Annotated in this window: 18 protein-coding genes and 1 riboswitch; of the genes, 6 read left to right on the forward strand and 12 right to left on the reverse strand. The window is 63.8% G+C overall.

All coding sequences use genetic code 11. The features are described from left to right. Positions 1-2: 2 nt before the first annotated feature. Positions 3-1472, forward strand: coding sequence for a cobyric acid synthase (locus ACZ9EJ_RS19390; protein ID WP_046641833.1), 1470 nt, complete (start codon positions 3-5; stop codon positions 1470-1472). On the opposite strand, the gene cbiB is transcribed toward ACZ9EJ_RS19390, so the two are convergent. Further along, positions 1456-2421 carry an adenosylcobinamide-phosphate synthase CbiB gene (gene cbiB / locus ACZ9EJ_RS19395; protein WP_046641834.1) on the reverse strand — a complete coding sequence of 322 codons (966 nt, stop codon included), beginning with the start codon at positions 2419-2421 and terminating at the stop codon, positions 1456-1458. The two genes, ACZ9EJ_RS19390 and cbiB, sit on opposite strands and share 17 nt — an antisense overlap. A gap of 4 nt (positions 2422-2425) precedes the next feature. Here cbiB and cobD point away from each other — a divergent pair, with 4 nt between their 5' ends. Then, positions 2426-3448, forward strand: coding sequence for a threonine-phosphate decarboxylase CobD (cobD, locus tag ACZ9EJ_RS19400; RefSeq protein WP_251090771.1), 1023 nt, complete (start codon positions 2426-2428; stop codon positions 3446-3448). Here the strand turns inward: cobD and ACZ9EJ_RS19405 are convergent. The 3 genes from ACZ9EJ_RS19405 to ACZ9EJ_RS19415 are packed head-to-tail and all read right to left on the reverse strand — an operon-like array spanning position 3441 to position 7324. Next, complete coding sequence (locus ACZ9EJ_RS19405) at positions 3441-4439, reverse strand: P1 family peptidase (RefSeq protein WP_046641836.1); 999 nt, start codon at positions 4437-4439, stop codon at positions 3441-3443. The two genes, cobD and ACZ9EJ_RS19405, sit on opposite strands and share 8 nt — an antisense overlap. A gap of 3 nt (positions 4440-4442) precedes the next feature. Then, positions 4443-5984 (reverse strand): L-piperidine-6-carboxylate dehydrogenase, encoded by a 1542-nt coding sequence (gene amaB, locus ACZ9EJ_RS19410; protein WP_046634754.1) that lies wholly within the window; start codon positions 5982-5984, stop codon positions 4443-4445. Between the two features lie 56 nt (positions 5985-6040). Continuing rightward, a complete protein-coding gene (locus ACZ9EJ_RS19415) occupies positions 6041-7324 on the reverse strand; it encodes an NAD(P)/FAD-dependent oxidoreductase (RefSeq protein WP_046641837.1) in 1284 nt (427 codons plus the stop codon). 98 nt (positions 7325-7422) lie between these two features. Here ACZ9EJ_RS19415 and ACZ9EJ_RS19420 point away from each other — a divergent pair, with 98 nt between their 5' ends. Continuing rightward, on the forward strand, positions 7423-8361 hold the full coding sequence (locus ACZ9EJ_RS19420; RefSeq protein ID WP_046634758.1) for a LysR family transcriptional regulator: 939 nt from the start codon (positions 7423-7425) through the stop codon (positions 8359-8361). Between the two features lie 53 nt (positions 8362-8414). Continuing rightward, on the forward strand, positions 8415-8651 hold the full coding sequence (locus ACZ9EJ_RS19425) for an Lrp/AsnC ligand binding domain-containing protein (protein ID WP_007765628.1): 237 nt from the start codon (positions 8415-8417) through the stop codon (positions 8649-8651). A 56-nt stretch (positions 8652-8707) separates the two neighbouring features. Here the strand turns inward: ACZ9EJ_RS19425 and ACZ9EJ_RS19430 are convergent, their stop codons facing one another. The 3 genes from ACZ9EJ_RS19430 to purU all read right to left on the reverse strand — a co-directional run bounded on the left by ACZ9EJ_RS19430 (position 8708) and on the right by purU (position 12952). Beyond that, entirely contained in the window at positions 8708-8905 is a 198-nt protein-coding gene (locus ACZ9EJ_RS19430; RefSeq protein WP_007765631.1) for a hypothetical protein, read from the reverse strand. A gap of 431 nt (positions 8906-9336) precedes the next feature. Further along, positions 9337-11982, reverse strand: coding sequence for an aminotransferase class III-fold pyridoxal phosphate-dependent enzyme (locus ACZ9EJ_RS19435; RefSeq protein WP_046641839.1), 2646 nt, complete (start codon positions 11980-11982; stop codon positions 9337-9339). A gap of 85 nt (positions 11983-12067) precedes the next feature. Continuing rightward, the gene (gene purU / locus ACZ9EJ_RS19440) at positions 12068-12952 is read right to left on the reverse strand and encodes a formyltetrahydrofolate deformylase (protein WP_046634762.1); all 885 of its coding nucleotides are present in this window, start codon (positions 12950-12952) and stop codon (positions 12068-12070) included. A 312-nt stretch (positions 12953-13264) separates the two neighbouring features. Here purU and ACZ9EJ_RS19445 point away from each other — a divergent pair, with 312 nt between their 5' ends. Together ACZ9EJ_RS19445 and ACZ9EJ_RS19450 are read left to right on the forward strand one after the other, a co-directional pair. Next, positions 13265-14314: a glycoside hydrolase family 5 protein gene (locus ACZ9EJ_RS19445; RefSeq protein ID WP_251090776.1), complete on the forward strand. Its 1050-nt coding sequence runs from the start codon at positions 13265-13267 to the stop codon at positions 14312-14314. Positions 14315-14370: 56 nt separating this feature from the next. Next, a complete protein-coding gene (locus ACZ9EJ_RS19450; RefSeq protein ID WP_251090777.1) occupies positions 14371-16230 on the forward strand; it encodes an alpha/beta hydrolase in 1860 nt (619 codons plus the stop codon). Here the strand turns inward: ACZ9EJ_RS19450 and ACZ9EJ_RS19455 are convergent. Genes ACZ9EJ_RS19455 through ACZ9EJ_RS19475 form a run of 5 tightly spaced genes read right to left on the reverse strand, consistent with a single transcriptional unit; the run spans position 16198 to position 22139 of the window. Beyond that, positions 16198-18759 (reverse strand): glycoside hydrolase family 2 protein, encoded by a 2562-nt coding sequence (locus tag ACZ9EJ_RS19455; RefSeq protein WP_080955823.1) that lies wholly within the window; start codon positions 18757-18759, stop codon positions 16198-16200. The genes ACZ9EJ_RS19450 and ACZ9EJ_RS19455 overlap by 33 nt on opposite strands. Continuing rightward, positions 18756-19739: a DUF1839 family protein gene (locus tag ACZ9EJ_RS19460; RefSeq protein WP_046641840.1), complete on the reverse strand. Its 984-nt coding sequence runs from the start codon at positions 19737-19739 to the stop codon at positions 18756-18758. The genes ACZ9EJ_RS19455 and ACZ9EJ_RS19460 overlap by 4 nt, the downstream gene beginning before the upstream one ends. A gap of 4 nt (positions 19740-19743) precedes the next feature. Continuing rightward, the gene (locus tag ACZ9EJ_RS19465; RefSeq protein ID WP_046641841.1) at positions 19744-20655 is read right to left on the reverse strand and encodes an amino acid--[acyl-carrier-protein] ligase; all 912 of its coding nucleotides are present in this window, start codon (positions 20653-20655) and stop codon (positions 19744-19746) included. 49 nt (positions 20656-20704) lie between these two features. Further along, positions 20705-21886: an acyl-CoA dehydrogenase family protein gene (locus ACZ9EJ_RS19470; protein ID WP_046641842.1), complete on the reverse strand. Its 1182-nt coding sequence runs from the start codon at positions 21884-21886 to the stop codon at positions 20705-20707. 1 nt (position 21887) lies between these two features. Further along, on the reverse strand, positions 21888-22139 hold the full coding sequence (locus ACZ9EJ_RS19475) for an acyl carrier protein (RefSeq protein WP_046606773.1): 252 nt from the start codon (positions 22137-22139) through the stop codon (positions 21888-21890). A 179-nt stretch (positions 22140-22318) separates the two neighbouring features. Further along, positions 22319-22451, forward strand: a riboswitch (TPP riboswitch). Positions 22452-22523 lie beyond the last annotated feature (72 nt).

Below are 22523 nucleotides of genomic sequence, written 5' to 3' on the forward strand. Positions count from 1 at the left end.
CGATGGCCGGGATCAAGCCAGCTCGGGCGCTGATGTTTCAGGGAACGGGCTCGGATGTGGGCAAGTCGCTGGTCGTGGCCGGGCTTGCCCGCGCTTTCACGCTGCGTGGCCTGAAGATCATGCCGTTCAAGCCGCAGAACATGTCGAACAATGCGGCGGTCACCGCGGATGGCGGCGAGATCGGCCGGGCGCAGGCGCTGCAGGCCCGCGCCGCCGGGGTGCCGCTCAGCGTCCATATGAACCCCGTGCTCCTGAAGCCGCAGAGCGAGGTCGGCGCGCAGGTGGTGGTGCAGGGCAGGGTCGAAGGCAATGCCAAGGCTGCCGAGTATCAGATGCTCAAACGGACGCTGATGCCGCGGGTTCTGGAAAGTTTTGGGCTTCTTCGCAATCAGGCCGATCTGGTTCTGATCGAAGGTGCCGGCAGCGCTTCCGAGATCAATCTGCGCCAGAATGACATTGCCAATATGGGCTTTGCGCGGGCCGCCGACGTGCCGGTGGTCCTGATCGGCGATATCGACCGCGGCGGGGTGATCGCCAGCCTTGCCGGGACCAGGCTGGTGCTCGATCCCGAGGATGCGGCGATGATCCGGGGCTTTATCGTCAACCGGTTTCGCGGCGATCCGGCATTGTTCGCCGACGGCATGCGGATGATCGGGGAACTCACCGGCTGGCAGTCGGTCGGGCTGTTGCCGCATTTTGCCGATGCGGCCCGGCTGCCGGCGGAAGATGCGCTGGGCCTCAATGCGCCTTCGGTGCGGAAGGCGGGTGCGAAGATCAGGATCGCGGTGCCGATCCTGCCGCATATCTCCAATTTCGATGATCTTGATCCGCTGGAAGCGGAGCCGGATGTCGATCTGATCCGGGTCCGGCCGGGACAGGCCATCCCTGGCGATTGTGATCTTGTGCTGCTGGTCGGTTCGAAGGCGACGATATCCGACCTACGGGCGATGAAGGCGGCGGGTTTCGACGTGGATATTGCAGCACATGTCCGTCGTGGCGGTCGAGTGCTCGGTCTCTGTGGCGGTTACCAGATGCTCGGCAAAACGATCGCCGATCCGGAAGGGACGGAAGGACCGCCCGGCGCAATCGAAGGGCTGGGCTTGCTGGATGTCGAGACGGTTCTTGCGGGCGATAAACGGCTGGAGGCCGTTGCGGGCGCGAGTTTCGACGGAATCTCCCTGTCCGGTTATGAAATGCATATCGGGCGAACCACCGGTGCCGATTGCACGCGGTCTTTTGCGACAATCGGCGGAAACCCGGAAGGTGCGATATCGGCGGATGGCCGGGTCTGGGGCACCTATCTCCACGGATTATTCTCGGACGACCGGCAGCGGTCGGCATGGCTGACGCGGCTTGGCAGCTCGGCATCCAGCCTTGATTACGAGGCAGGCGTGGACGCGGTGCTCGACCGGCTGGCGGCCCATATGGAAAAGCATCTCGATCTCGATGGGCTGCTCAAACTTGCCAGATGATCCACGCCAGAAGGCCGAAAAGGCCGATCAACAACGCGTCGGCGATCCGGGCGAGTTTCAGCGCGCGGCGAATGTCGTCGTAGGTGAGCTCGGAACGCCCGCCCTCGCCCATGAACCGGGCCTCGATCATCTGTCCGCCATAGCTGCGCGGCCCGGCGAGTGCGATGCCGAGCGCGCCGGCCATCGCCGCTTCCGGCCAGCCGGCATTCGGCGACCGGTGATGGCGGGCATCCCGCCTGATGGCCCGGATCGCGTTGCCCGGCGAGGCGCGATCGATGAAACCTGCTGCGACCACGAAAAGAAGGGCGCTCAGGCGCGAGGCGGGCAGGTTGATGAGGTCGTCGAAACGCGCGGCCGCCCAGCCGAAGGCTTCGTAGCGCGGCGATTTGTGGCCGATCATGCTGTCGGCGGTATTGGCCGCCTTGTAGCCGACGCCACCCGCAAGACCGCCGATCCCCATCCAGAAGGCCGGCGCTACGACGCCGTCCGAAAAATTCTCGGCCAGGCTCTCAATCGCCGCCCGGCAGACGGCGGCTTCATCGAGCTTTTCCGGGTCGCGCCCGACGATTTTCGACACGGCCTTCCGTCCGGCTTCCAAACCTCCGTCCCGCAGCGCCGTCGCGACGGCCTCGACATGGGTTTCAAGGCTCTTCTGCGCCGGCAGGCTCGCAGCGATCAGGACCAGCAGGATCGGCCCGAGGGGGATCATTCTCAGGTCGTATTCGATCACCAGGCCGAGCAGGACGGTGATGCCGAGAAGCGCCAAAAGCGCGAACACGCCCTTTCGCTTGCGCGTCGAAAAGTCGTCGCTTTCGCGGTTCAGATCGCGGTCGAGCCGGGATATCAGTGCGCCGATCCAGGTGACCGGATGACCGATGCGCCGGAACAGCCAGTCCGGATACCCGAAAATGCGCTCCACGATCAGGGCGAAAAATGCGAGAAGGAACATGAAGGTGGCAGGCCCTGAAATTGGCGATGAGATTGGCGATCCGATACAGCACGGCGGCAATCTTTCCCGTGCCCGGGCGCTGTTTCCACATGCGCCGGAGCCTTGGGTCGATCTCTCCACCGGTATCAGCCCGCATTCCTATCCGCATTCGCCGCTTCCCGGCAATGCTTTCACGCGACTGCCTGAGGTCGCATCGGCGGAAAGGCTGAAGGCCCTTGCCGCTGCTGCCTACGGCGTGCCGTCGGCGGCACATGTCGCGGCGGGACCGGGGACTCAGATCCTGCTGCCGATGGTCGCCGATCTGATCGCAAGGAAAGGCCAAGCTGCGGTTCTTTCGCCCACCTATGCGGAGCATGCCCGAGCGGCGCGGTTGGCTGGTTTCGAGGTCATGGAAACCGCCGATCTGGATCGGTTGGCGGAAGCCGACCTCGCCGTCATCGTCAATCCCAACAACCCCACCGGCCGTATCGTCCCGCGCGCCGACCTTTTGGCGCTCGCAGCAATCACGCGCGCAAAAGGCGGGCTGCTGGTCGTGGACGAAGCGTTCATGGACGTCTCGGAAGCGTCGAGCATCACTGACGCGGTGGATGCCGGCGGGCTGGCGGTGCTGCGGTCCTTCGGCAAGTTCTACGGCATGGCCGGCTTGCGGCTCGGCTTCGTGATGTCGCACCCGGAAACGATCGCGCGCATCGAGAACCGGCTCGGCCCTTGGGCAGTGTCCGGTCCGGCATTACACGTGGCGAACGAAGCACTCGGCGATGTCAGGTGGCAGCAGGCGATGCGGCTGAGGCTGAAAGAGGATGCGGCGCGGCTGGATGCTCTGCTCGGTGCTGCCGGAATACCCGTCATGGGCGGAACGTCGCTGTTCCGCTTCATCCGCGATCCGCGCGCGCAGGCGATTTTCCGGCACCTCGGGGAAAAGGGCATTCTGGTGCGCCGGTTCGAGGAGCGGCCCGATGATCTCAGGATCGGCCTTCCCGGCGACAGCGACTGGCCGCGGCTCGAAGAAGCACTAAGGGCTATTTAGCCGGCGAAGTGAATTTGTCGCGCCAGGCGATCTGGGCATTCGCAACGGGCAAAGCCGCCGCCTCGTAGACGCCGCGGGCCACGGCGCGCGCGGTCACCAGCGTAGCCAGGTGGCAGAGTTCCATGAAATCCGACGGGTCGCTTAAAGGTTTCGCACCGGTTGCCGCCGAAAAGATGGTGTCGCCGTCGAACGGCAGGTGAGCAGGCAGGATCGCCCGGGCGAGGCCGTCATGGGCAAGGATGGAAAGCCGGTGCGCCTGCGCCTTGGTGAGCACGGCATCGGTGACGATCACGCCAATCGTCGTCGAGGTCACGTTGCGGCCCTTGAGGCGCATACGATTGTCGAAGGTCGGAGGCAGCCCAAGCCCGCCGAACTCCTTGTCTTCTTCAAAGGGAGCCGCCCAGAAATGCGGGCCTTCGCCGATTGTCGCCGAGCCCAGTGCGTTGGCGGCAACCAGTGCCGCGACTGTATGGCCTGTCGAAGTCCGGGCGCTTACCGAGCCGATGCCGCCTTTGAACGTTGCCGTCGTGGCACCCGTTCCGGCTCCGACGGTTCCGAGCGCGAACTCACCCTTCGCGGCAGCCCTGAACGACTCATAACCCATTTCGCGATAAGGCGAGTGAAGACCCCAGTCCTTGTTGCCGCCGTTCAGCAGGTCCATCAGGATCGCCTGCGGCACGATCGGGACGCGGACGCTGCCGACCTGGAAACCGCGGCCGATTTCGCGCAGGCCCGATTGCACGCCGCCAGCCGCATCGAGGCCAAAGGCGGAGCCGCCGGACAGCACGAAGGCATCGACCGTCTGCACGGTCATCGACGGATCGAGGAGCGCGGTATCCCGCCCGCCCGGCGCACCGCCGAGCACGGAGCCGGAGGCGATTGCCGGTTCGTCGAAGACAATAGCCGTGACGCCCGAACCCAAGGCAAGATCGGTGGCATGGCCGACGGCCACGCCTTCGATATCGGTCAACAGATTGAGCGTATCGGCCATCGGTTATTCGATGTCGAACTTGACGCCCTGCGCGAGCGGCAGGGTGCGGCCATAGTTCAGCGTGTTGGTGGCGCGGCGCATATAGACGCGCCATGCGTCGGAGCCCGATTCGCGGCCGCCGCCGGTTTCCTTCTCGCCGCCGAACGCCCCGCCGATTTCGGCGCCCGATGGGCCGATATTGACGTTGGCGATGCCGCAATCCGAACCGCGGGCGGAGACGAAGGTTTCCGCCTCGCGCATGTCGTTGGTGAAGATCGAGGAGGACAGCCCCTGCGGCACGTCGTTGTGGAGGGCCAGCGCCTCGTCGAAGCTCGAATATTTCATCACATAGAGGATCGGCGCAAAGGTCTCGTCCTTGACCGGACCCGTCTGGGCCGGCATTTCGACGATCGCCGGGCGGACATAATAGGCGTCGGCCGCTTCGTCCTGGTGAACGCGTTCGCCGCCGGTCACCTTGCCGCCTTCGGCCTTGGCGGCTTCCAGCGCATCTCGCATCTTGTCATAGGCGGTCTTGTCGATCAGCGGGCCGACGAGATTGCCGTTTTCAAGCGGGCTGCCGATCGTCACGGACTGGTAGGCCTTGGCAAGGCGCGGCACCAGCGTTTCATAGACGCTGTCATGCACGAAGAGGCGGCGAAGCGAGGTGCAGCGCTGGCCGGCCGTGCCCATGGCGGCGAAGGCGACACCGCGGAGCGTCAGGTCGAGATCGGCGGTCGGGGCGACGATCGCGGCGTTGTTGCCGCCGAGTTCCAGCAGCGAGCGGGCAAAGCGCGACGCAAGCCGCGGGCCGACGGCGCGGCCCATCGCGGTGGAGCCCGTTGCGGAAACCAGCGGGATCTTGTCGTGGTCGACCAGGACTTCGCCGATATCGCGGCCGCCGATCAACAGGGTCGAGAGGTTCTTCGGGGCCTTTCCGCCGTCGGCGACGAAACGGGCGAGCGCCTTTTCGAAGATCGCCTGGGTGGCAAGCGCGGTGAGCGGCGTCTTTTCCGACGGCTTCCAGACGGTGGAATTGCCGCAGACGATGGCGAGCGCCGCATTCCAGGACCAGACGGCGACCGGGAAGTTGAAGGCGGAAATGATGCCGATCGCGCCGAGCGGATGCCAGGTTTCCATCATCCGGTGTTCGGAGCGTTCGGTGGCGATCGTCAGGCCGTAGAGCTGGCGGGAAAGGCCGACGGCGAAATCGCAGATGTCGATCATTTCCTGCACTTCGCCGAGGCCTTCGGAGGTGACCTTGCCGACTTCGATGGAGACGAGCCGGCCGAGCGCGGTCTTGGCTGCGCGCAGTTCCTCGCCGAGCAGGCGAATCAGTTCGCCGCGCTTCGGAGCCGGAACCAGCCGCCATTCGAGGAAGGCCGCGTGGGCAGCGTCGATCGCCTTTGCGGCGCCTGCGGCGGTTTCTTCCGGCAGTTTGCCGATCTCTTTGCCTGTGATGGGCGAACGGACGGCGAGCGTGCCGCCCGTATAACTTTCGGCCTTTACGCCGAGATCGCCCAGAATGGTTTTCACTTCAGCGGCGAGATCGAGAGTGGCGAGCGTCATGTCAGTCTCCGGATGTGTAATTTTCGTCAATCTACAAGTCGGTGGCGGTTTCGCAATCAGAACCGTTCGCCGGTGAAATGGGCGACTTGGGCGCCCGCTTCATAATAGGCTTCCTTGATGGCGCGGAAGCCGGGTTCCTGAACCTCGGTCAGCGGCAGCGGCAGGTCGGTTTCCGAAACCTCGCCGAGGATATGGCGTGCCAGCAGTTTGCCGAATGTCGTGCCCGGCGCGATGCCGCGACCATTGTAACCGGAAAAACCGAGGACGTTGCTGCCGAATTTGTGGAAACGCGGCAGGGCATTGTCGGTCATGCCGATCTGGCCATACCATTCGGCCTCGAATTCCACATCTCCGAGCTGTGGGAAAAGCCGCTTCAGCGAGCGCCGCGCCCAGTTCTTGTGGATCCCCGTTCCGGTGCCGCGCAACGCGCCGACCGAACCGAAGACAAGCCGGCCGGCCTGGTCCATGCGGAAGGAGGAGAGGATGTCCTTGGTGTCCCAGCAGCCCTCGCGCCCGGCAAGGATGGAGCGGCGCAGGTTGTCGCTGAGCGGCGTGGTGGCAAGGTTGAAATAGGGCAGATAGACCTGTTCCCGTCGCACCTGTTCCCAGGGGCCGGTGCTGTAGGCGTCGGTCGCGACGATGACCCAGTCGGCGGTCACTTCGCCGGAGGCGGTCCTGACAACGTTCCGGCCGTTGACTTCATCGGTGCCGGTCACCGCGCTGCCGGTATGGAGCCTGGCACCGGCCTTCACCGCCGCGTGGGCGAGGCCGCGGGCATAGGCGAGTGGCTGCAGCGTGCCGGCGCGCATGTCGAGCAGTGATCCGGCATAGGCACCGGAACCGACACGCCTTTCCGTCTCGGCGGCATCGAGCAACGTCACTGGCGCGCCCCGCGCCTGCCATTGCCTGGCGCGTTCCTCCAGCTCTTTCAGCCCCTCGGGACCGACAGCGCAATGCAGCGTGCCGTTCTTTTCGAGTTCGCAGGCGATGGCGTGTTTCTCGATCAGTTCGCGGACGAGGGCGGGGCCGTTGCCGAGCAGATCGAGCAGGCGTTCGCCGTAGATGGGACCGAGTTCCTTCGGGAAATCGTCGGGCATCACCCACATGCCGGCATTGATGAGGCCGACATTGCGGCCGGCCCCGCCGAAACCGATCTCCGCCGCTTCCAGCAGCACGACATTGGTTCCTGCCTCTGCGAGATGCAGGGCTGCCGAAAGGCCTGTGTAACCGCCGCCGACAATCACCACATCGGCCGATATCGCCTCCTCCAGCCGCGCGGTGAGCGGCGGGGCGGGGGCGGTCTTTTCCCAGAGGCCGTGAGAGCGGGGATCGTTCAGCATGATGATTGTCCGGGAGCGTTGATCGCCAACTCTTTACAGGGAGCAGTTATCGATGAATATCGACATGTTCTCAACAGATCATTCGCTGGAGGAATGACATGCTGCCGCCCCGGCGCTTTCTCCCGTCATTCTCGCTGCTCTCCGCCTTCGAGGCGGCTGCCCGCACCGGCAGCGTCACGGCAGCGGCAAACGAGCTCGGCCTCACCCAGAGCGCCGTCAGCCGGCAGATCTCGGCGCTGGAAAAACAGCTCGGGGTGGCTTTGTTCCTGCGCGAGCGGCAGACGATCCGGCTGACACTTGCCGGCGACGGTTATGCCCGCGAGGTGCGCGAAGCGCTCAGGCGTATTTCGCATGCTTCGCTCAATCTCAGGGCCAATCCCTCCGGCGGCACGCTCAACCTCGCCATCCTGCCGTTTTTCGGCACGCGCTGGCTGACGCCGCGAATCGGACGTTTTCTCGATGCCTATCCGGGCATGGTCGTGAACCTGATCACCCGGCTCGAACCGTTCGATTTCCGGTTCGACACGCTGGATGCCGCCATTCATTTCGGCGCTGCCCGCTGGCCGGGTGCGGCGCTTACCTTTCTCATGGATGAGGAAGTCGTGCCGGCCTGCAGTCCGGAATTCAAACTGCGGCATGATCTTCAGTCCCCGGCCGATGTGCTTCGGGCGCCGCTGCTGCATCTCAATACGCGGCCGGATGCCTGGGAATTGTGGTTCTCGAAGAATCGGATCGTCTTCGATGCATTGCATGGCATGCTCTTCGATCAGTTCATCACCATGGTCGAGGCGGCGACCGCCGGCCTCGGTGCCGCGCTGCTGCCGCGGTTCCTGATCGGCCGGGAGCTGGAGCAGGGCCTGCTGGTGCCGGCCGTGGACGCCGAGAGGATGGAGACTGGCCAATATCATCTCGCCTATCCGCCCGACCGGGCCACCTACCCACCGCTTGCCGCCTTCCGGGACTGGATTGCCGACGAAATTCATCGCGACGAGAATCGCCAGGATATGCTTGCGAACGGCGGCGGCATCGGCCAATAGTCGGACATGTCCATCATGATCGCCAAGGCGATCCGACCGACGGGAAGACGTCCATGAAACCTATTTTCGTCCAGCTCCGCTGCAAGCCCGGCAAGACCTACGAGGTTGCCGACGCCATCTACAAGACCGAGCTTGCTTCCGAACTCTATTCGACCAGCGGCGACTGGGACCTGCTACTGAAGGTCTATATCAAGGACAACGACGAGATCGGCCGCTTCGTGAACGAGAAGATCGCGTCGATCCCGGGCATCGAACGTTCGCTGACGACGATGACCTTCACTGCGTTCTGAGCGCAATAAAAAAGCCGCCACAGGGGCGGCTTTTGGAATTCGAATCTTAAAAAATATCAGACATGCGCCGCCGAGGCGCTGTTGCGCGAGCGGACCAGCTCGCGGATGGCAAGACGCACCTCGTCGGCAGAGCCGAAACGCTGTTCGTCCAGATCGATGACATGGAATTTCACGGCGATGAACTTCAGCCGGTCCGCGTCAGGAATGACAATACCGACGGGCTCGCCGCCGAATTCGATTACTTGCTTCTGCATGGCAGACTCCCGCTTTGGCTGCTTGCGACGCAGCTCTGGCGAATGAAAATTTTCAGGAACGATTGAACTGAAGCGTTACATTCGACAGCACGGAAGGGAGCGACGATCCGTGCCATTCATTTTGAACGCGGCCTCACCAAAGGTGGCGACGCGGACGAATTTAAACATGTCACTCTCCCTTCATGGTGTTGCGCGAAAATCAGCCAGACTCAGCAGGCCGAACGGAAATCATCTGTAGGCGAATCCCACAGAATGATCAACGAAAATCAGTCTACCTAGAATTTTTTTCTGACTGATGACAGTAAGAAGGCCAAATTGTGAAATTTCATTCGCAATTCTGGCCGCCGCCCGTCAGCCCAGAGATAGGTGGCTTTTCCACCCAAGCAAGGATCGACGATGGAAAATTTCCGGTAAGGACCGGATCGGCCACCTCAAATTTCCGAGAGCAGGGCCTCGATCCGATCCGCCAGCCCGTCCGCGCTTTGGCGGCTGAAGCACAGCGGCGGACGCAGGACGAGGCGTCCGGGGGTGCTGATATCGGCGACAATGCCGGGCCGCAGCCGTTCGCCGAGGTCCGCCGCTTCGTCGGCGAGATCGATGACGAGCAGCAGCCCGCTTCCCGATATGGCGGAGATCGCGGGAAAACGTTCGGCCAGGCTTTCAAGCCGTGTCTTCAGGTGGCTTCCGATCTCGCGCGTATTTTCGCGCATTTGCTCTTCCCGGATGACGTCGAGCGCGGCGATGGCGGAGGCCGCCTTGACGGGGCAGATCGCCGGGGGGTGTTGGTCCGAGGGGAGGTTTGCAGCGATCTCGGGCCGTGTCATGAGAAACGACGGAGCACCGCCGTCCGGCCCGTCGACAAACACGATGTCCGGCGCGAGCCCCCGGTGCGAAAAGCCCCAGGTATGGTGTCCGAGGCGACCATAACCGGTCCCGGTTTCGTCGACGATCAGCAGGCCGGCCTTCTGCCTAAGTACCGTCAAAGGCTCGTCCAGGTTGGCGGGCTCGCCATAACCTTGCGCCAGCACTGCGGCGACATCGTCGAGATCGTGGATCATGTCGGTTGCCGTTCCAACGGATGGAACAGCGAAGAAGTCCGGATCCCGCCGGTCCATCCGCACCCCCGGCAGGCCGATGATGCCACGCTTGTTGGTATGGCCGCGGGCAAGCCTGAAGGCGAGGTCCAGCGCCGCCGCGCCGCCAGAGGTGAAATAGACATGGCTCAGCCCCTCGGGCGCAAGTTCGGCCAGTTGCGCGCGCAGAGCCTCCTCCGCCTCAGACGGGTGGCCTGCGGCGCGGTTGAGGAGGATGGTCTGGCGGTAGGTCGCGGCAGCAAGGCGGGGATGTCCGTAGCCGATCAGCGGCGCCTGGCCGGTAAGATCGAGCGCGCTGCGGCCCGTCGCATCGAAGAGGTATTCCCTCCAGCCGCGGGCGGGCTGGTCGGGATATCTCGGAGCCGGGGCATTCGCGTCGATACCGAGCAGCGCCGACGGGGAAGGGCATAATCTCGACCATGTGCCGACCTCGGTCGGCTTGCAGAAGAGCGGCGGCACCAGATCCGGATCGAGGCAGAACCTGAGGCGCAGGCCGCCGACGGAATTATCGGCCCCCGCGATGACGCCAAGCGGGTCGCCCGCAGCGAGTTCGGTGTCTTCGGCCAGCACGCATTCGAGGCCTTCGACATGCAGGGTCAGGTCGCGGCCGACAAGGACGAGGCGTGGTCCGGCGGTTTTCAGCGTACCCGCAAAGGGCGCTACGGCCGGCATCCGGGCGGGTATGCAGGCATCGATGTGAAGCGCGAAACTTTCCGGTTCCTGCTGCGGATCGGTACTGCTTTTCGAAAGCCGGTACTCGCCGTAGCGGGTGCTGGCGCGGCCGGTTTCCCGGGCAATGTGGGCAAGCAGCTTCCAGTCGTTATCGGCATCCGTCCAGTTTCCGCCGTAGAGAAGGGGGCTGGTGACGCTCAGATCCACCAGCCGGAAAGTCTCCGGGTCGATATCAGGCAGGAGGCGGCCGATCTCCGGCAGCGGTTTTTCCATGCCCGTCGCATCAAGGATGGCCGCAAACACCTGTGCCGGCGCAACTGTTGTCGCAGCGTCCAGTACGGCGCGGCGTTTCTCCGCGTCCGCCCTGGCTTGCGGGTCGTCGGGTGACGCGGTCTGACGGCTTTCGGCTTCGGCGGAGAGAATGCCGGTGCGGGCGACGACCAGCGGCCACAGCGCCTCAAGTTCGTTCAGGGTGAACGGGTAGATGTCGTGATAGGCGCGGACCGCCGGCAGCAGCGCGAAAGGGTCGCCGTCGCGGTCGGCGAGCAGATAGGCGCAGGTATTGGCGAAACCGGCGACCAGCCAGCCGTTGGAAATGCCGGTGAAGTCCGTCACGCCGGTCGGCAGCCATGCGCCGTCCGTCTCCTCGCCGACGACGGTTTCGCCATCGATGTTCTGGTGCGCCGCAGCGATCCTCAGGCTCGGGCCGAGCGGCTGGATGCGCCGGAGCGCCGTCACCATCGCCTTGGCGATCACGTCGCGGATTTCCTGGTCGGCGACGGCGGACAGTAGCGTGACCGTCTGCGGGCCGGCCTTGCGCAGGTCCCCTTCCGGTTCGCGCTGCAGCACCGGATGTTCGAAATCAAGCAGGCTTTTTGCAAGTGCCGCGGAGATCGCCCCGAAAGCTGCGATGGCCTGGTCCGGCAGCTTCTCGCCACTCGGCGGGGCCGTACCGTCGAGAAAGGTGAGGAGCCGGATGCGCCGGTCTTCGCCGCCGAGCGGCAGGACGAGCGTGTCGCTTCCATCCTTTGTCACCACCGGCTCGGGAACCCGCGGCCCGTCCGGGCTGCGCAGGATATGGCGCATCAGGGCGTGTTCAGCCTCGATCTCCTCGAATGGTCCTTCGGCGGGCGCCACCTTGAGCAGGTAGCGCATGTGGCCGTTGTCGATCAGGAAATAGGGGTTTTGTCGGCCCTCGATCGGGAAAACCTGCCCGGAAAGCCCGTAATGGTCGCGTAGGACGTCCTCGATCGCTTCGATCGGAAGGTCATTTGCAGGAGGCTCGATGAGTTCTGGCAGTACGTCGGACATGAACCTCTCCGGAAGGGCGCTTCCGAAGAGGATAGAGCGTTAAAAGCCCGCGTCCATAGGCCTTTCTACCGACTTTGGATAAGCCTCAGCCCATGCGCTCCGAAGCGTAGGAGCCGGGGCTCGGCGGGAAGACGACGGTGCGGTTGCCGTTGATGAAGGTGCGGTGATGGATATGGGCGTGGATGGCGCGCGCCAGGACCTGGCTTTCGACGTCGCGGCCGAGCGAAACATAGTCATCGGCGCTCTGGGCATGGGTGATGCGCACCGTGTCCTGCTCAAGGATCGGACCTTCATCCAGATCGGCGGTGACGTAATGGGCCGTGGCGCCGATCAGCTTCACGCCGCGGGTATAGGCCTGCTTGTAGGGGTTGGCGCCCTTGAAGCTCGGAAGGAAGGAGTGATGGATGTTGATGATCTTGCCGGACATCTTCTTGCAGAGATTGTCGGACAGGACCTGCATGTAGCGGGCCAGCACGATGAGTTCGGTGCCGCTCTGCTCGACCAGATCGAGAAGCTGGGCTTCGGCCTGCGGCTTGTTTTCCTTCGTCACCTTGATGTGGTGGAAAGGAATGTCGTTGTTGACCACCAGCTTCTGGTAGTCGAAATGGTTGGAGACGACGCCGACGATGTTGATCGGCAGGGCGCCGATCTTCCAGCGGTAGAGCAGGTCGTTCAGGCAATGGCCGAAGCGCGACACCATCAGCAGCACCTTCATGCGCTCTGCGGTATCGAAGATCTCCCATTCCATCTCGAACCGGTCGGCGATCGGCTTGAAGCCTTCGAGCAGTGCCGGACGTTCGGCGCCTTCTTCGGAGAGGAAGCTGACGCGCGTGAAGAACTTGCCCGTGTCGAGGTCATCGAATTGGGATGAGTCGATGATGTTGCAACCCTTTTCCGCCAGAAAGCCGGAAATCGCGGCGACAATGCCGCGTGTCGTCTTGCAGGATACGGTCAGGACATAGTTGTTCATGCAAATTCTCCCTCCTCTGCCATCGGTCGGCCACCCCGTGTATACATAAAATTGGCGCCGGACAATATCCGGTCCCATTCAGGCCGGAAAAATGCCCGGCGAGGCCCGGTCTTGGTTCTTGAATGTGTACAGCCCGTCTTGTCTGTCTGTCCAGATGAGCTTCTTACCTGCCGACCTTAAAGCCAGCCACCCAAAATTCCGTTCCTTTTGCGCCGTCGGCGCGCGCATCACCGCCGCGGAGCCGCTTCGGGTAACGATTCGCATTTGCTAAAGGTTATGATGGCAGGTTGCGACTTCGCGCTGGAGGAAGACTTGAAGCAGAGGTCCCGAAAAATCGACCGCGGCGTCTCGCGTTTGCTGGGAGTCCTGGTGTCCGTGGCGGTAGCGGCCGGATCGGCCGAGGCAAAGACCGCCTGCTTGCGTGGCGTCAACCTGGCCGGCGCCGAGTTCGGCAATCTCGGAGACGAATACGGCAAGGGCTATATCTATCCCACCAGGGAAACGATCGAATACTTCGCCGGCAAGGGCTTCAACACCGTGCGCCTGCCGTTTCTGTGGGAAAGGCTCCAGCCGCAGCTCTACAAGGGGCTCGAACCCGCCGAGCTCGAGCGGCTACTTGATACGGTCCGGCTGATCCGCGCCGGCGGCATGGCGGTCATTCTCGACCCGCATAATTACGGGCGGTTTCGCGGCCAGCCGATAGGCTCCGAAACGGTGCCGCAGAGCGCATTCGCGGATTTCTGGCGCCGGCTCGCCACAGCCGCTGCCGGCATCGACGGGATCGCCTTCGGCCTGATGAACGAGCCCTACGGCATTTCGGCCGAAGACTGGCTTTCCGCCGCCAACAGCGCGATCGGCGCGATCCGACAGACGGGAGCCGCCAATCTCGTGCTCGTACCGGGCACCGCCTGGACGGGGGCCCATAGCTGGCTTGCCGGAGATTACGGCACGCCTAATGCGGCAGCCATGCTGGCGATCTCCGACCCGCAGGACAACTATGCCTATGAGGTCCATCAATACCTGGACACGGATTTCTCCGGGAAAAACGCCGAGTGCTCGCGGGCAGCCGACGCCGTGAAGGCGATCGGCGACGTGGCCGGCTGGCTTCGGGAACACGGACAGCGCGGATATCTCGGAGAACTCGCGGTTCCAGCCACCCCGGACTGCCTGCCGGCGCTTGCCGAGATGGTCCGAACGGTGGAGCAGGGCGCCGATGTCTGGCTCGGCTGGTCCTATTGGGCCGGCGGCGAGTGGTGGCCGGAAAACGAACCGCTGAACATCCAGCCGACCAAAAGCGGCGACCGGCCGCAGATGCAGGTTCTCTCCCGCGTCTTTTCGGAACAATCCAGCTGCGATCGGTAAAATTGCGCCGGATAGTTTAAGCGCCTGGAAGCAAGGCCGGACGTATTGCTGGCGCAGTGATCAAAAAACCAGCCGGCACGACCATGACGGATGCTCGACCTCAATCCCCGGCCGCCGGGGAAACCTCGCCACTGCCTCAACGCTCGGCTTCGCAACCGCTGACGTTCGCCGGCAGTGTCGGGCTTTTCACGCCACCGTCCGCGGGAACCGCGTCGTCCGGCGTGGCCGTGCTGTTTGCCAGCCCCTGGGGACTGGAGGAAATGTGCACGCGCAAGTTCTGGCGCATCATTTCGGAAAAGCTTGCCGATCGCGGCATTGCCAGCCTGCGGTTCGATTATCCCGGTACCGGTGATGCGCTTGACGGCCTCGACTTCGAGAGCGGGCTTTCCGTCTGGTCCGACAGCCTCGTCGCCGCTGCCACACATTTGAAGGCGCTTTCCGGCTGCGAGCGGATCGTCCTCGTTTCCCAGGGGCTGGGGGCCGTCGTTGCGACCAAGGCCGCCGAGAGGCTCGAAGATCTGGCCGCCATCGCCTATATGGCGCCGGTCGTTTCCGGGCGCCTGCATGTTCGCGAGCTTGCGGTCTGGTCCAGGGTGGTGGACGAAAACCTGGGCCTTGCCGACGAGCAGCGCGACAAGACAGGCGTGTCCATCGCTTCGCACACCCTGCCCGGCCCGATCGCCGACGAGGTTCGCAAGGTCAATCTGCTGATGATCGATCGGCAGGCCGCGCCGCGCGTTCTGGTCGTCGGGCGGGCCGACCGGCCGGCCGATACGCAATTCGCCGCGCGGCTGCGGGCGCTCGGCGCGGCTGTGACCGAACAGGCTTTCGAAGGTTACGACCAGCTGGTCTCCAACCCGGCGATTGCGAGATTGCCGCTCCCGGTGGCGGACAAGCTGACGGACTGGATCGTTGCGTTACCCGCGGGGACACCCCGTGCGGCACAATGCCCGCCTGGGCAGGCAGAACCGCTTGCCGGTGACGGTTTCACCGAAACTCCGGTTCGTTTCGGCCTCGACGATCGGTTGGTCGGGGTCCTCTGCGAGCCGAATCATGGCCGCGCGGGCGCCACGGTGCTTTTCCTGACATCGGCCTACGACAGGCATGCGGGCTGGGGGCGCTCGACGGTGGCGCTGGCCCGGTCGCTGGCCCGCTCCGGCATTCCTTCGCTGCGTTTCGATACCGCCAATGCGGGAGATAGCCCGCCGGTGCCGGGCCGGCCGGAGCAGGTCCTCTATCATTCCACCCAAATTGCCGATGTATCGGAGGCGATCGACTTTCTCCAAAGGCGCCGCCTGACGCCGGTCGTGACCGCAGGCCGCTGCAGCGGCGCCTATCTCGGCTTCCAGGCCTCGGTCGCCGAACCGCGCATCGCCGGCAATGTATCCGTCAATCCCGCCGTCTTTCGCTGGTCACCGGGCCGCTCGGTCGAGGATGCCATCGTCAACGGCACCCGCAGTCTGCAGGACTATCGCAGGCGGGCCCTGCGCGCGGAAACGTTCAAGCGCCTCATCCGAGGTGAGGTCGATACCATGGTCGCGGCCCGCAATATCGCGAAGGGTCTCGGCAACCGGGTCAAGCACAAGATCCTGCATGCCTTTCGTGGTTTCCTGCCAGAGGGCCGGGCGATCTACGGCGCTTTCCGCATCCTCCATCGGCGCGGCACCTCCATCTCGCTGATCTACAGCGAGAACGATCTCGGCCTCGAACAATACGACTTCTATTTCGGCCATGACGGGTCCGGCTTGAGCCGTTTCCCCAATGTATCGGCGGAGATCATTCCGGATGCCGACCACAATCTGACGCCGGAGCATGCCCGGGCTGCCTATCTCAAGGCTCTCAGGCAAATGGCCTTCCGTTTTCCGCTGGAAGAGCTCGCCTATTCAAAAACGCAGGATTCGATCGCCGCCGAGTGAACGGATCGTGCCGCCGGGCCTGCCGGCGGCGTCCGGGAGTGCGGAAAGGCCGATGCGCCTGATTGCGCCCGGCGCCAGGTGAAAGCCATTGTCCGAGGGACGATAGCCGGCACATTCGATGCTGACCGATTGCGCAAAGACGTCTGTCGAAAGCTCCAGCCAGAACTCTCCGTCGCCCCCTGCGACCGAAACCGCAATCTCGGCATCGTGGAACGCGCGGGCGCGTCCGAGCGGGAAATGGAAAGCCTCGGCGACAATCTCCCCGGTTTGCGCATGTTTCAGCCGCGCCACCGTTACGTCGTGAGAGGGCGGGCCGAAACGGTAGGCGTAGTTGGTGTCGAAGAAGGCGCCGAACAGATCGGTCGAGGCGATGCTTTCGCTGCTGCGAGAAACAAGCGTCAGGTCTCGGCGGCCGGATACGACGGGCATCCTGCCGTCCCGCAGGCAGGCGAGTTCGAGAACCACCGGCAGGTCGGCGGGCGTCTCATTGAGAAGGTGGATATCGAGCCCGTTGGTGCCCTCGTCGGCAAACAGCGCCTGGACCGGCCGGAAAGCCCGCTTCAGCGCGAACCAGGCAGGTTTCGGCGTGCGGTCGACGCCGACCACGCCCCAGCCTGGACCGGGCATGACATCCTGGAAGGTGAAGGCGAGAGCGCCGTTGCAGGTCGAGCCGGGCCGGCGCCATTCGGCGAAGGCCGCCTCCATCATTTCTCCGGTCACGGCGCGGGAGAGGGCGAGATATCGTTCCGGCTGCTGCGCCCGCAGCGCCTGCGGATCGGCATCGTAAAGCGTGCCGAGGTAATGATCGCGAACGTCCTCGAAGTCCCAGTCCACCCCGGCATCACGGGGGATCCCGGACTTGCCGCCGATCAGCGTTTCCGAATGGGAGAGGTTTGAAAATGCCAGGCACTCGGCTGCAAAGCGGATATTCGCCCGCCGCGCATCCTCGAGCGGCCGCTTGTAGGCGCCGACGCCGTAATAATGGGCGACGCCGGCGTTCGGGTAGAAGGGCAAGGCGCCGCCGGAAGGCGAATTCGCCACATAGGGCAAATCCGGCCGGCAATCGGCTGCCAAGGCGGGAAGGATCTCCTCGCAGAGCGGACCTTTCCAGATGCGTTCCGGCAGGCCCAGCATGGCGCCCTGCTGGTAGATTTCGCTGCCGCCGCAAAGGACCGCAAGCGACGGCAAGGCTTGCGTCGCCGCCAGGAACTGCCCGACTTCCGTTTTCACGTGAATCACGAAATCCGGATCGGCCACCGGATAATCGAAGTTGGCGAACATAAGATCCTGCCAGACCAGGAGGCCGAGTTCGTCGCAGAGCGCGAAGAACTCCGGGCTCTCATAGGTGGTGATGCCTGGAATGCGGATCATGTTCATCCCCGCGTCTCTCGCAAGCCTGAGCCAGGACTCGTAGCTGGCGCGATCGCCCGGCAGATCGACGATATCGGAGGACGTCCAGACGGCGCCGCGGCAGAATATCTTCTCGCCGTTGACGATAATGGCGAAATCGTCGTCGTCTACGCCGCGATCGACCTTCAGGCTTCGGAAGCCGGTCCGCACGAGCGGGAATTCTTCGCCATCGACCTTGAGCGCCACGTCGTAAAGCGCCGGTTCGCCATGGGTATGCGGCCACCAGGGTTTGACGCCGGGAAGGTGCAGCTCGGCCGAATACCTGCCGCCGCCATTTGTAAAATGCGCCTCGCTGCCATTACAGACGAGTCGGAGATCCCGGGGTGGTCCGTCAAATGCAAAGCTGACCTTGAGAAGGCCTGCTCCGCGTTCATCAAGCTCGGCGGAGATGGCGAACTCCCTCTTCTCCCCAGCGGGGAGAAGGTGGCCCGTAGGGCCGGATGAGGGGGGCGAAGCCAATGGAAGGCCAGATGAGCCCAACGTGCGGACCCCCTCATCGCCTCGCTTTTGCTCGGCACTTCTCCCCGCAGGGGAGAAGATAGCGTCGGCGGCCCTGATCACCGAAACCGGCCGCCAAGGTCCCACCGCGTGAACCTCCGGACACCATCCCGGCATGAAGCCGAGCGCGGTCGTGCGGATCAGGCGGAGACCTTGGCTGTTCATCAGCCGCGGGCGCCAGCGGGCACGAGGCCCGGTCTTTTCCAGATGCGGTTTCAAGGCTCGAAAGCAGATCGACAATGTTTCGGTGCCGGTGAGTTCCACCGCGACATCGTGGCTTTCGAACATGCTTGTCGAGGACAGGATCAGCGTGTCGCCGAGAAATACTTCGGCGACAGTCGCAAGCCCGGCAAACCGAAGGATCGCCGGCCCAGGCGCTTCACCGGCAAGCCGGCAGTGATACCAGGCATCCCTGTCGATCAGCGGCTCGGGATTGCTTCGGTCGAAGCGGCCGGCGGCTTCCAGGGCGGCAGCGACCGTGCCGGGCACCATGGCAGGAAGGTATTCGAGGTCCGGAGGAAGATCGGACGGCAGGGAGAAGGCGCCCGGCTCCGTCAACGCCAAAGACCAGCCCTCGGCAAGAAGGCTGGTCTCTGATCCGATCGGGATAAGAAGGCTCACGCGGCCTCGCGGGCGTGGCTCAGCGTCGATGCCAGGTCCCCCATCAGCAGGTCCCAGGCATCGGCCGCCGGATCGAGCGCCGTTGCCAGCGGCTCGAACTTCCTGCGGGTCAGGGCGCGGGCAAGCTGAAACTGGGTGGATTTCGCCACTTCCGAAATCCTCAGCGCCTGCTGTTCAGGCCGGGCGAACGCCTTGTGGTTCAGCCAGGCGAGATGGCTCGCCAGCAGCTCGAAATTGGCGCCGATCTGCCGCAGCGTGTTGAACGCGTATTTGTGAAAGAAGCCGAAATCTCTCTCGGCGATCCGCTCCACCTGCGCCGGGAAGACCTTCCCGAACGCGCGGATGGGATTGTCCTGCGGCCGCCGGGGAAAATGGTGCCTGAGCAGCTTCCATGCGGTTTCGCGAATTTCCCGCGCGTCCGGATAGGCGGCGGGGAACTTGGCGAATTCGGTATAGGGCAGGAAGGGCAGCGCCTCGGGGCCGGCGTTCAACTGGAACAGGCCATCGAAATCTTCGCCGGAAAGGGTGAAGAAGCCGCCATTGTGGAAATAGTCGAGCTCGCGGCGTTCGAGGTCCAGCCGGTTGATCGCGACCGTCGTCTTGCCGTGTTCCTGGCGATAGGCGACGCCGCGCGTATCCGGCAGATAAAAGCTGTCGAGTTCGAGCAGCGTCAGCCTGCCGCGGCGGATCTGTTCCGTGACATGCCATTCCGGCCGGTCGAAGATCGCCAGTTCGGTCACGCGGATGCCGAACAGGGTCTCGAGGTCTTCGAGCGGCACCTTGAAGAAGGTGAACTGGTCGCCTTCGAAATCCTGGGTCAGGGTGAAACCGAGCATGGCTTCCGGCGGCAGGCCCTGCGCCGAAAGCAGTTCTATCCACAGATCGACGTAACAATTCGTCTCCGGCCACATGCGCTCGGCTGAATGCAGCGCATGCGTCCTGTAGTTCGCCGGATCGAGCGCGGGAAATACCGCCGTCATTGGATCAGCCCCAGAGCGTGGCGCGGACGGAGCCCGGCCACTCTTTTACGTCCAGACCGTGGGTATGGAAGAGTGCCAGCGCGATGCGTTCCAGGCCGAAGCCGACGCAGGCGGTATGGGCGACGCTACCGTCTTCCAGGTTCAGGCCCCACTTCAGGCCGAATGAGTCCTGATGGTAGTTGAAACTCATGCACGCTGTGGGCTTGGCGACGGAGGTGATCGGGATCAGCAGCTCGAACTTCAGGTTCTGGTCGCGCTGGTTGTTGACCAGCATCTTGCCGGCGCGGCCGAAGAACGGGTCGTTGGCGATATCGATCGTCACATCGAGGCCGAGCGACTTCATCATCTCGACGCCGCGATCCATCCACAGCTGGCGGAAATCGGTGACGTGGCTTTCTGTACCCATGCAGACATATTCGCGCATGCGGAACAGCTGCTGGCGGGCCGGATCCCTGGAGGGCTCGTGGCGGAAGCAGTAGCTCTGCAGGTCGAAGAGGCCACCGCCGGCGGGCAGGTTGCCGCGGCGCGCAACAGTCGGATAGAGCGGATAGCAGGCGGCGGGCGTCAAGACTATGTCGGTTGCTTCCTGGCCCTTGGTCCAGTCCTCCTCGCCGACCTCCATGCATTTCAGGAGGCTCATATGGTCGAGTTCGTTGCCGCAGAACGAATGCACCGTGCCGGCGAGCTGCGGAAAGCTCTTCATGTAGCCGCTGGTCTCGAAAAAGGCGCGGTTCATGCCCGGCGGGAAGCGCATCGCCTCGGCACCGTCGCCGCCGCCGACCTTGTCGATCAGCCGCTCGAAGGCGGCGATGACGTCTTCGAACTGGCCGCTGCGGCCATACAGTCCGTCGACGCCGGTCTCGATCAGCAGGCCTGCATCGAACAGGCGGTCAAGAAAGGAAACTTGCATATCCATGGCTTTACCTCATTCTTTTCAATGGTTTACATCTGAAATGATAGGGGCGTCAGCCGAGCAGGCTGGTGTCCGGTTTCTGAACGAGCAGCATGGTCGACGTATTGCCGAGGATGCGGTCGTTGGAAATCATCAGCTGGGCGGAATGCGCGTCGCGCAGATGCCGGCCGAGACTGTAGGGCGTGCCGTTCTTGTAGCCCATGATGCCGCAGATGATCATCGCCTGGTTGATGATGGTCAGGATCGTCTCGGAAGAGGCCAGCTTGACGTTGTTCATGGCGATCGAAAAGGCCATGGACGACAGCTGGTCGTGATCCGCCTTGGCATCCGCGTAGATCCTGAGGCCGGAGAGGATGCCGGCCTTGAGGAGCTGCAGCAGGTTCGAGGCTTCGGCCAGCCTCAGTGCGCCGGGCGGCTGGGTGCCGCCCGCCTTGCGGGCGGCGGCGCGCACGAAGGCCTGGGCGCGCAGTACCGCATCGGCGGCGATCCCGTACCAGACCGCGCTCCAGAGGAGATGCGAGGTGGCGAGCATCGACTGCGCCGCGATCTCGGCGAACGGCTTTGGGAAGATCTGGACGGACGGCGCTTCACCCCTGAAGAGGAAACCGTCGGAGCAGGTGCCGCGCATGCCGAGCGTATCCCAGTCGACGGTCTTCTGCAGGCTATACTGGCCTTGCTTGAAGACGGTCATGACCTGGTCGGTCGGTGCGGCCTTCTCGTTGGAGCGCGAGGTGACCATGATCGCATCGGCATGGGCGCCGTAGGAAATCACCGTCGCGTCCTTCGTCAGGCGGCAGGTGTCGCCCTCGACCTCGATCGCGCAGATGGAGTTGCGCATATTGCCGCCGATGCCGCCCTCGGTCGTCGCGGAGGCGACGAGAAGCTGGCGGCCGGCAAGCTCGCGCATGAAGTCCCTGTGCCATTCGCTGTCGCCACCGTGCTCGACGAGGCTCGAAACCTTGATCTGGTGCATGGCGAAAACCATGGCGCTCGCGGCGCAGGCCTGTCCCAGGATGGAGCAGACCTCGGCGATCTCGGTGATCGAAGCGCCCTCGCCGCCGAACGCGGCCGGGATCTGGATACCGATCAGGCGCTCGGCCCTCATGGCATCGACGGCCTCGCGGGGGAAGCGGCCGTCATGGTCGACACGGTCGGCAAATTCGGCCGCTACGGTTGCCACGCGGTGAGCGCGGGCGCTCAGGCTCATGTCGGCGGCAAAGGCAGGGAGGCTCATCTCAAGCGGCCTCGCGCGCTTTCAGGATATGCGAAACCGTCTGCTCGATCGCCGCTATGCTGGCGAAGGACTTGCGGTTCAAAAGGCTGTCGGGAAACTCGATGTCGAAGGCCTCTTCCAGGCCCAGCATCAGTTGCACGGACGCAAAGGAGGAGAGGCCGGCCGCATAAAGATCGGCGCCGTCTTCCAGCTCGGTCACAGCGACCGGAAGGCCGCCTACCCGTGTGAGCAATTCGCGAATGGTCTCGTTCATCTCGACGTCTCCGGATCGTTCGAATTCTGCGTTCATCGCTGGAGACTTTACTACGCAGGAAAGCATAAGATTCCGGTAATAAACGTCGTGAAGTTAGGGATGCGGGATTCCGTAAAATCCGATCGATTACCATCGGCATGGCCCGGCTTGACATCAACGGCCCGCGGGTTTCTGATGGCGCCATTCACCAGGGGGGTCCCGCCAAGGGGCTGAGATACTGCTGGTCGGACCGGCTTTGGCCGGCCGAGGCGCAGTGACCCGTTGAACCTGATCCAGTTCATACTGGCGTAGGGACGGTGCGGGCGCTGCGGCAGCGAGGATGGGAAACCGTCCTTCGGATTCCGGGGTGTTTTTCCATCATTCCAACACTGGAACTGGGTCTCC

Source organism: Neorhizobium sp. USDA 3394, from assembly GCF_056280385.1.

What these genes read in the sequence shown, in the direction of transcription:
- ACZ9EJ_RS19390 (WP_046641833.1), top strand. Translation starts at nt 3, where the DNA reads ATGGCCGGGATCAAGCCAGCTCGGGCGCTGATGTTTCAGGGAACGGGC.
- cbiB (WP_046641834.1), bottom strand. Translation starts at nt 2,421, where the DNA reads ATGTTCCTTCTCGCATTTTTCGCCCTGATCGTGGAGCGCATTTTCGGG.
- ACZ9EJ_RS19405 (WP_046641836.1), bottom strand. Translation starts at nt 4,439, where the DNA reads ATGGCCGATACGCTCAATCTGTTGACCGATATCGAAGGCGTGGCCGTC.
- amaB (WP_046634754.1), bottom strand. Translation starts at nt 5,984, where the DNA reads ATGACGCTCGCCACTCTCGATCTCGCCGCTGAAGTGAAAACCATTCTG.
- ACZ9EJ_RS19415 (WP_046641837.1), bottom strand. Translation starts at nt 7,324, where the DNA reads ATGCTGAACGATCCCCGCTCTCACGGCCTCTGGGAAAAGACCGCCCCC.
- ACZ9EJ_RS19420 (WP_046634758.1), top strand. Translation starts at nt 7,423, where the DNA reads ATGCTGCCGCCCCGGCGCTTTCTCCCGTCATTCTCGCTGCTCTCCGCC.
- ACZ9EJ_RS19425 (WP_007765628.1), top strand. Translation starts at nt 8,415, where the DNA reads ATGAAACCTATTTTCGTCCAGCTCCGCTGCAAGCCCGGCAAGACCTAC.
- ACZ9EJ_RS19430 (WP_007765631.1), bottom strand. Translation starts at nt 8,905, where the DNA reads ATGCAGAAGCAAGTAATCGAATTCGGCGGCGAGCCCGTCGGTATTGTC.
- ACZ9EJ_RS19435 (WP_046641839.1), bottom strand. Translation starts at nt 11,982, where the DNA reads ATGTCCGACGTACTGCCAGAACTCATCGAGCCTCCTGCAAATGACCTT.
- purU (WP_046634762.1), bottom strand. Translation starts at nt 12,952, where the DNA reads ATGAACAACTATGTCCTGACCGTATCCTGCAAGACGACACGCGGCATT.
- ACZ9EJ_RS19460 (WP_046641840.1), bottom strand. Translation starts at nt 19,739, where the DNA reads ATGACGGCGGTATTTCCCGCGCTCGATCCGGCGAACTACAGGACGCAT.
- ACZ9EJ_RS19465 (WP_046641841.1), bottom strand. Translation starts at nt 20,655, where the DNA reads ATGGATATGCAAGTTTCCTTTCTTGACCGCCTGTTCGATGCAGGCCTG.
- ACZ9EJ_RS19470 (WP_046641842.1), bottom strand. Translation starts at nt 21,886, where the DNA reads ATGAGCCTCCCTGCCTTTGCCGCCGACATGAGCCTGAGCGCCCGCGCT.
- ACZ9EJ_RS19475 (WP_046606773.1), bottom strand. Translation starts at nt 22,139, where the DNA reads ATGAACGAGACCATTCGCGAATTGCTCACACGGGTAGGCGGCCTTCCG.